Origin of the sequence: Bathymodiolus azoricus thioautotrophic gill symbiont, assembly GCF_001298715.1 — a bacterium.
Classification (GTDB): Bacteria; Pseudomonadota; Gammaproteobacteria; order PS1; family Pseudothioglobaceae; genus Thiodubiliella.
The window spans coordinates 1-6,599 of sequence record NZ_CDSC02000113.1 but is presented as its reverse complement, the minus strand read 5'-3'; the positions used below and the strand labels follow the sequence as shown (position 1 = coordinate 6,599).

The following is a 6,599-nucleotide window of genomic DNA, read 5'->3' as shown; positions in this document are numbered from 1 at the left end:
AAATAACAACACTTGAAATAATATCTTTTCGCTTGCTTGAAAATAAAAAAGGCCTGTATATCTACAAGCCTTTTTTGAGTATGGTGCCCGGGGCCGGAATCGAACCGGCACGCCCGTGAAGGCGCAGGATTTTAAGTCCTGTGTGTCTACCAATTTCACCACCCGGGCATGAATTGTGTAAAAGTTTCTATAGACACATTAAAAAGGGGAAATTATATACTAAGCGTCGGTAAAATTCCATTCTTTTGGGTTGATGTATGAATGGGCATGGTTAAATTAATTTTTGTTGCTTTATTGGTGTTTGTGGGGTTTTTCTTGTTGAAGAAATTTAGAAAACCTGTAAATACTACAGCACAACAGCCATCTGCTAATAAAATGGTGGCTTGTAGCGTTTGTAATACGCACATTCCTGAAAATGAAGCCATTATTCAAAATGGTAAAGTATATTGCTCAAAGGAGCATTTAAAATAAGGATTGTCTATGAAATTTTTACTTGATTTTTTTCCGATTGCATTATTTTTTGTTGTTTATAAGACCATGGGATTGTATCCAGCGATTTATGCCATGATTGGCGCGACTATGCTACAGATGTTGGTGGCACGAGTACAAACGGGTAAGTTTGAGAAAATGCATCTTATCACTTTGAGTTTGTTGGTGGTATTTGGCGGTATTACACTTGCGGTAAGAGACCCAGCATTTTTGATGTGGAAAGTGAGTGTTTTGTATGTGGCGTTTGCCTTGGCATTGATTGGTAGTTTGTGGATTGGTGAAAAAACTTTGATGCAAAGAATGGTAGGTAAGGAGTTGGATTTGCCACAAGAAGTTTGGAAAAGGCTTACTTGGTTTTGGGGCTTGGGTTTTGTTGCTATTGCGATTGTCAATGGCTATTATGTGCGTTTGGCGTTGGCAGCAAGAGAGAATTTGTTTGCCGCTACAACTTTGGATGAAAAAATAGAATTAACCGAGTTGGATTGTGTTGCGCTTGCCACTGATGTTGCTGTGCAATTTTGCCAAAATGCACAACAAACAGAAGAATCTTGGGTTAACTTTAAATTATTTGGTACGATGGGATTGACTTTTGTGCTTATTGTATTGACAGTCGTTTTGATGTCAAAATATCTTAAAGAAAAGGAAGTATAAACATGATGAAACAAACGCCTTTGTATCAGGCACATTTAGATGCCAATGGAAAAATGGTTGATTTTGGTGGCTGGGAAATGCCACTCAATTACGGCTCGCAATTAGAAGAGCATAATCAGGTGCGACATGATGTAGGGATGTTTGATGTTTCACATATGAGTGTGGTTGATTTTAAGGGCGCTGAGGCAAAACAGTTTTTGCGTGTGTTGATTGCAAATGATGTTGATAAACTCAAAACCAAAGGCAAGGCACTTTATAGTTGTATGCTCAATGAAGCTGGCGGTGTGATCGATGATTTGATTGTTTATTATCAAAACGACACAGACTATCGCATGGTGATTAATGCGGGTACGACAGAAAAAGACATTGCATGGATTAATGCACAAGCACAAGGTTTTGATGTGTGTGTTGAGCCAAAATTTGATTTAGCAATGATTGCCGTTCAAGGTCCGAATGCGCGCGAAAAAGTCTATCAAGCGATACCAGGTACTGAGGAAATTTGTGGTGAGTTAAAGCCTTTTAATGCAGCCAGTTTGGGTGGGCTATTTATTGCACGCACAGGTTATACAGGCGAGGATGGGTTTGAGATTATGTTGCCTTCAAGTTCGGCTGAGTTTACTTGGAAGATGTTGCTTGAAGCGGGTGTAAAGCCTTGTGGATTAGGTGCACGCGATACTTTGCGTTTAGAAGCAGGGATGAGTTTATATGGTTCAGAAATGAATGAGGCGGTATCGCCCTTGGAGGCGGCGTTGACTTGGACGCTAGATTTATCGGATAAGAGTCGCGCATTTGTGGGTCGAGATGCACTGGAAATATTACAGCAAAAGGGCACTAACAAGACGATTGTTGGCTTAGTACTGGAAGGCAAAGGTGTGATTCGTGACCATCAAAAAGTAATGACAAATTTGGGTGAAGGCGAGGTAACATCGGGGTCTTTCTCACCAACAATGGGCAAGGCAATTGCACTTGCCAGTGTACCAAAAGGCAGTGAAGGAATATGTGAAATTGAGATGCGTCATAAAATGGTATCGGCTAAAATAGTCAAACCACCATTTGTGCGTAATGGCAAGATTTTAGTTTAGGAGATTATTTATTATGAGCGACATTAGAGACGATAGGCAATACACCAAAAGCCACGAGTGGATTTTAGACAATGGTGATGGTACTTATACAATGGGTATTACTGACCACGCTCAAGCGTTGTTAGGGGATATGGTATTTGTTGAATTGCCGAGTGAAGGCGATGAAACATCTACTGAAGATGAGTTTTGTGTGGTGGAATCCGTGAAAGCAGCAAGTGGCGTTTATGCGCCTGCTGATCTGGAGGTTGTTGAGGCAAATGAAGCACTTGACGCAGAGCCAGAATTGGTTAATACCAGTTGTTACGATAAGGGTTGGTTGGTGAAATTTAAATCAGAAGGTATTAATGATTTAATGGACGCTACTACTTATAGTGAGACACTAGATTAGTTGTTTTCGTGATTAATTCTTTGGTTGCCTATAAAGGCAAGCCTGCGTGTATTTTGAATACTGACGGTAATAAATTTGCGTTAGAATTTGCTGATAGCTCAACGTTCAAGGTCCGAGAGAAAGACTTTCGGTTTATTCATCCTGAATTTACACAAATTAGTGATGATTGTCCACAGGCTGATTTTTCTGTGTTGACAGAGCTTCAAGAAGAAACTTTAAGCTTGCAAGAGATTACCGAGTGGTTGTTTGATGAATTTAACGCACAAACGGCTTGGTGTACTTGTTTATTGGTTGAAGATGGACTATATTTTTATTGGCAAAAAGACAAAGTATTTGTGCGTCCAACAGCGCAAGTTGAAAGCGTGCAGGCGAAGCGAGATGCTGAAAAATTAGCCGCTGAGAGTTTGGCACATTGCATTGATAATCTGTCTAAAAATATCTTTGATGAACAAGATGAGCCTTATCTAAAAGAGATCGCTAGAGTGGCGCTTAATCAGTCAAAAACCGCCAAAATTTTAAGCCATATCGGGGTGGAAAATTCACCTGAAGCCGCCTACAAACTGCTACTTAAAATACAATATTTTGAGCCGAGTTTTAATCCTTATCCTGCGCGCTTTAACATCCCAACAGATGAAGAGATTTCTGTAGATGTGCCAGTCATTGAGCGTGTTGATTTAACGCATTTAGCTAGTTATGCGATTGATAACGAGGACTCAAATGATGCAGATGATGCGATTAGTATTGAGGGTGATAAATTGTGGGTACATGTGGCAGATGTGGCTAATATTGTGCCATCAGGTTCAGATTTAGATGTGTATGCACAGGAGCGTGGTTCTAATTTTTATTTGCCAGAGTCAATTATTCATATGTTGCCCACTTCAGTGACAAAAGCGACTGCATTAAGTGGAGAGTCAAATGCTTTGTCATTTTGCTTTGAGTTTGACGGTGAGAATATCAACAATATTGAAGTGATGCAAAGTAGGGTGAATGTCACTAATACGACTTACAATGAAGTGGATAAGTGGTTGGTTGCTGACTCAAATGAGAACTTGGCAAAGATACAAGCCATTGGTGTTACCCATCAAGTATTCAGAGATAGTAGAGGTGCAATCAATTTACATTTGCCAAGTGTGGATGTGCGTTTTATTGACGGCAAGGCATCAGTTACACCACAGGTGAGCAGCCCAAGTAGAGATTTGGTGGCTGAAATGATGGTAATGGCAGGGCGTACAATGGCACAATTTACCAGTGACAACCTTATCCCTGTGCCTTATGCGTTGCAAGATGAGGGTGATTTTTCTGCGGAGTTTTTGGCAAAGAAAGATTCTTTGACGCTAAGCGAGTCATTTTTGGCGATTAAGAATTTCAAGCGTTCTGCAACTTCTGTCAAGCCACTACTACATTATGGTTTAGGGCTACCTGCCTATTTACGCGTCACCAGTCCGATGCGGCGTTATTATGATTTGTTAACACACCAGCAGATTATTAATTTTATTACTGATAAGCCAATGTTGAGCGTGAGTCGGGTGAAGGAAATTATTGGCTCAGTTAATGTGGCACTATCCAATGTCCATAAAGTCAGTCGCGCTAGTGACGAGCATTTTAAGTGTCTCTTTTTAAATCAAAATCCGAACTGGACAGCTACAGGTGTGGTGGTTGATATTCGTGGCGATAAGGCGTTATTTATGATTCCTGACATTGGCATGATGACGCAGATTAAGTTTAAAAACTTGCCTCAGTTAGATGAAGAAATGCAACTTCAAGTAAGTCAAGTGAACTTGGTGGATAGGTCAGTGAATTTCAAGGTAGTTTAATTGCTCGCTAATTTCAATAGCATTGCCTTTATCGGCACGCCAATCTCCTAAAACATAACGCGTATATTGCGCATTTTTGTGGATGTTTTGTCTGTGTGTGTGTCCATGAATTAAGTCTGAACCTGCGTATTTTTGCATCAGTTTATCTGTTGTATTTTGGTTAATATCCATAATTTCAAGAGACTTATATCGTTGCGCTGCAACGCTTTTTTTGCGTAATTGACCACTGAGTTTAAGGCGTGTTTTTGTTGATAAATGCAGAAAAATAAATTTTGTGATTGGATGTTGCAAAAAACTTTTTAATCGTTGGTATTGTTTGTCATCTGTACACAATTCATCACCGTGTACCAATATATAGTTTTTACTATTAGTTTCAAGTAGATAAGGTGTATTGAGTAACACACAATCTGTTTGTTTGGTAAATTCATCACCTAATAAAAAATCACGATTACCACTAGCGATAAAAACCTTGGTGGTTTTGTTAAGTGTTTTGAGTGCTGAGATAACACTTGGATAGGCATCAAGTGATAAATCATCACCTAGCCAAGTGTTAAATAAGTCGCCTAAGATAAAAATCTGGTCTGCTTCTATCGCCTTTTCATGGCAGAATTTGATAAACAAATTGGTTTTATCTGTCTCACCAGAGACAAGGTGTAAATCTGCAATGAGTAATGTACGCGTCATAAAAGAGGTTGTTTTTTGGCTGTTTTTTTCTTAGTTACTTTTTTCTTGGTTATTTTTTTAATAGTTGTCTTGTTAATAATCACAGCGTCTTCGGGCACATCGCCATGCATACCGTGATTAGCTGTTGATACACCGTTGATTTTATCAACAATATCTTGACCTTCAACTACTTTTCCAAACACGCAATAGCCCCAGCCATCTTGTCCAGGATAATTTAAGGAACTATTGTCTGAGGTATTAATAAAAAATTGTGAACTGGCTGAATGTGGCATCGTTGTTCTTGCCATTGCCACTGTGTATTTGGTGTTTTTTAAGCCATTTTTTGCTTCATTTTCAATTTCAGACTCGGTGGATTTTTCACTCATATCCTTAGTAAAGCCACCACCTTGAATCATAAAATTCTTGATAACACGGTGGAAAATTGTGCCTTCGTAGAAGCCACTTTTGACATAATCAATAAAGTTTTTGACAGTTTTTGGTGCCTTCTTAGCATCAACTTCAATACAAATTTTCCCCATGTTTGTTTCAAAAATAATCATCGTTTTTTAGAGTGTTTTAATAAGAATGCAAATTATACTTAAAAACACCCTTTCAAAAGCGATTGTCTTGACGTATAATAGTTTCTTTTTTTACGACACGCAGATATTATGTACGCAGTTATTAAAACAGGTGGTCAGCAATTCAGAGTTGAGCAAGGTACAACACTAAAAATTGAGAAATTAGAAGTTGAGCCAGGCAAAAAAGTTACCTTTAAGGATGTTTTGATGGTTGCTGAAGGCGATAAAGTTGAAATTGGCACACCTTTAGTAGCAAAAGCCAGTGTTGAAGCAAAAGTGATTTCACAAGGTAAGGGTAAAAAGGTACACATTCTTAAATTCCGTCGTCGTAAGCATTCAATGAAACAACAAGGTCACAGACAGTTGTTCACTGAGATCGAAATTACAAAAATTAATTCGTAGGAGAATATACCATGGCACATAAAAAAGCAGGCGGTAGTACTAATAACGGTAGAGATTCCGTATCAAAACGCCTTGGCGTTAAAAGATTTGGTGGTCAGGTAGTATTAGCTGGCAATATTTTAGTTCGCCAAAGAGGCACCAAATTCCACCCGGGCACTAATGTTCGCAGAGGCAAGGACGATACATTGTTTGCAACAGCAGATGGCACGGTTGTTTTTGCTAAGAAAGGTAAATTTATGCGTCAAACTGTTTCAATTGAAGCAGTATAAATTTGAACGATATGAGACCTTTGCATAAATTAGGAGCCATCATCATAAGCCCACTTTTCACCCACTTGACGATTTTTCCAGCGACACCCAGCAGTCCTCTAGGAGGGTAACCCAGCCTTAGCCCTGCTAGGACAAGATTTAAAGAAATCACCAATTGGGCAAAAATTGGATTTTGCCAATTATCCCTATTTATGCGCTCAAGTTATTTTAAAAAAGCGTCCATTGGGCGCTTTTTTATTATTTAAAATAAGAGTTTTTATTTA

General features: G+C 39.0%; 9 protein-coding genes and 1 tRNA gene. 7 read left to right on the top strand and 3 right to left on the bottom strand.

Annotated features, from left to right (window positions below; translation table 11 throughout):
- Positions 1 to 81: 81 nt before the first annotated feature.
- Positions 82 to 168: transfer RNA gene (locus tag BAZSYMA_RS02320), tRNA-Leu, on the bottom strand.
- A 99-nt stretch (positions 169 to 267) separates the two neighbouring features.
- Here BAZSYMA_RS02320 and BAZSYMA_RS02315 point away from each other — a divergent pair.
- From BAZSYMA_RS02315 to BAZSYMA_RS02295, 5 genes are read left to right on the top strand one after another with little or no spacing between them, the layout of a single operon-like run.
- Complete coding sequence (locus BAZSYMA_RS02315) at positions 268 to 471, top strand: PP0621 family protein (RefSeq protein WP_237731663.1); 204 nt, start codon at positions 268 to 270, stop codon at positions 469 to 471.
- 9 nt (positions 472 to 480) lie between these two features.
- The gene (locus BAZSYMA_RS02310; RefSeq protein ID WP_090715228.1) at positions 481 to 1,140 is read left to right on the top strand and encodes an inner membrane-spanning protein YciB; all 660 of its coding nucleotides are present in this window, start codon (positions 481 to 483) and stop codon (positions 1,138 to 1,140) included.
- 2 nt (positions 1,141 to 1,142) lie between these two features.
- Entirely contained in the window at positions 1,143 to 2,222 is a 1,080-nt protein-coding gene (gcvT, locus tag BAZSYMA_RS02305) for a glycine cleavage system aminomethyltransferase GcvT (protein ID WP_090715225.1), read from the top strand.
- A 13-nt stretch (positions 2,223 to 2,235) separates the two neighbouring features.
- Positions 2,236 to 2,610, top strand: a complete 375-nt coding sequence (gene gcvH / locus BAZSYMA_RS02300; RefSeq protein WP_090715223.1) for a glycine cleavage system protein GcvH — start codon at positions 2,236 to 2,238, stop codon at positions 2,608 to 2,610.
- Between the two features lie 8 nt (positions 2,611 to 2,618).
- Entirely contained in the window at positions 2,619 to 4,424 is a 1,806-nt protein-coding gene (locus BAZSYMA_RS02295; RefSeq protein ID WP_090715221.1) for a ribonuclease catalytic domain-containing protein, read from the top strand.
- On the opposite strand, the gene BAZSYMA_RS02290 is transcribed toward BAZSYMA_RS02295, so the two are convergent.
- Complete coding sequence (locus tag BAZSYMA_RS02290; RefSeq protein ID WP_090715219.1) at positions 4,401 to 5,108, bottom strand: UDP-2,3-diacylglucosamine diphosphatase; 708 nt, start codon at positions 5,106 to 5,108, stop codon at positions 4,401 to 4,403. The two genes, BAZSYMA_RS02295 and BAZSYMA_RS02290, sit on opposite strands and share 24 nt — an antisense overlap.
- Positions 5,105 to 5,647 (bottom strand): peptidylprolyl isomerase, encoded by a 543-nt coding sequence (locus BAZSYMA_RS02285; protein ID WP_090715217.1) that lies wholly within the window; start codon positions 5,645 to 5,647, stop codon positions 5,105 to 5,107. Before BAZSYMA_RS02285 ends, BAZSYMA_RS02290 begins: the two co-directional genes overlap by 4 nt.
- 108 nt (positions 5,648 to 5,755) lie before the next feature.
- On the opposite strand from BAZSYMA_RS02285, the gene rplU reads away from it, so the two are divergent.
- Both rplU and rpmA read left to right on the top strand, forming a co-directional pair.
- Positions 5,756 to 6,067 (top strand): 50S ribosomal protein L21, encoded by a 312-nt coding sequence (rplU, locus tag BAZSYMA_RS02280; protein WP_090715214.1) that lies wholly within the window; start codon positions 5,756 to 5,758, stop codon positions 6,065 to 6,067.
- An 11-nt stretch (positions 6,068 to 6,078) separates the two neighbouring features.
- Positions 6,079 to 6,336 (top strand): 50S ribosomal protein L27, encoded by a 258-nt coding sequence (rpmA, locus tag BAZSYMA_RS02275; RefSeq protein ID WP_090715212.1) that lies wholly within the window; start codon positions 6,079 to 6,081, stop codon positions 6,334 to 6,336.
- Positions 6,337 to 6,599 lie beyond the last annotated feature (263 nt).

Excerpts from the sequence above, each read along its gene's own strand:
- BAZSYMA_RS02315 (WP_237731663.1), top strand. The coding sequence starts at position 268 with ATGGTTAAATTAATTTTTGTTGCTTTATTGGTGTTTGTGGGGTTTTTC.
- rpmA (WP_090715212.1), top strand. The coding sequence starts at position 6,079 with ATGGCACATAAAAAAGCAGGCGGTAGTACTAATAACGGTAGAGATTCC.
- gcvT (WP_090715225.1), top strand. The coding sequence starts at position 1,143 with ATGATGAAACAAACGCCTTTGTATCAGGCACATTTAGATGCCAATGGA.
- gcvH (WP_090715223.1), top strand. The coding sequence starts at position 2,236 with ATGAGCGACATTAGAGACGATAGGCAATACACCAAAAGCCACGAGTGG.
- BAZSYMA_RS02310 (WP_090715228.1), top strand. The coding sequence starts at position 481 with ATGAAATTTTTACTTGATTTTTTTCCGATTGCATTATTTTTTGTTGTT.
- rplU (WP_090715214.1), top strand. The coding sequence starts at position 5,756 with ATGTACGCAGTTATTAAAACAGGTGGTCAGCAATTCAGAGTTGAGCAA.
- BAZSYMA_RS02290 (WP_090715219.1), bottom strand. The coding sequence starts at position 5,108 with ATGACGCGTACATTACTCATTGCAGATTTACACCTTGTCTCTGGTGAG.
- BAZSYMA_RS02285 (WP_090715217.1), bottom strand. The coding sequence starts at position 5,647 with ATGATTATTTTTGAAACAAACATGGGGAAAATTTGTATTGAAGTTGAT.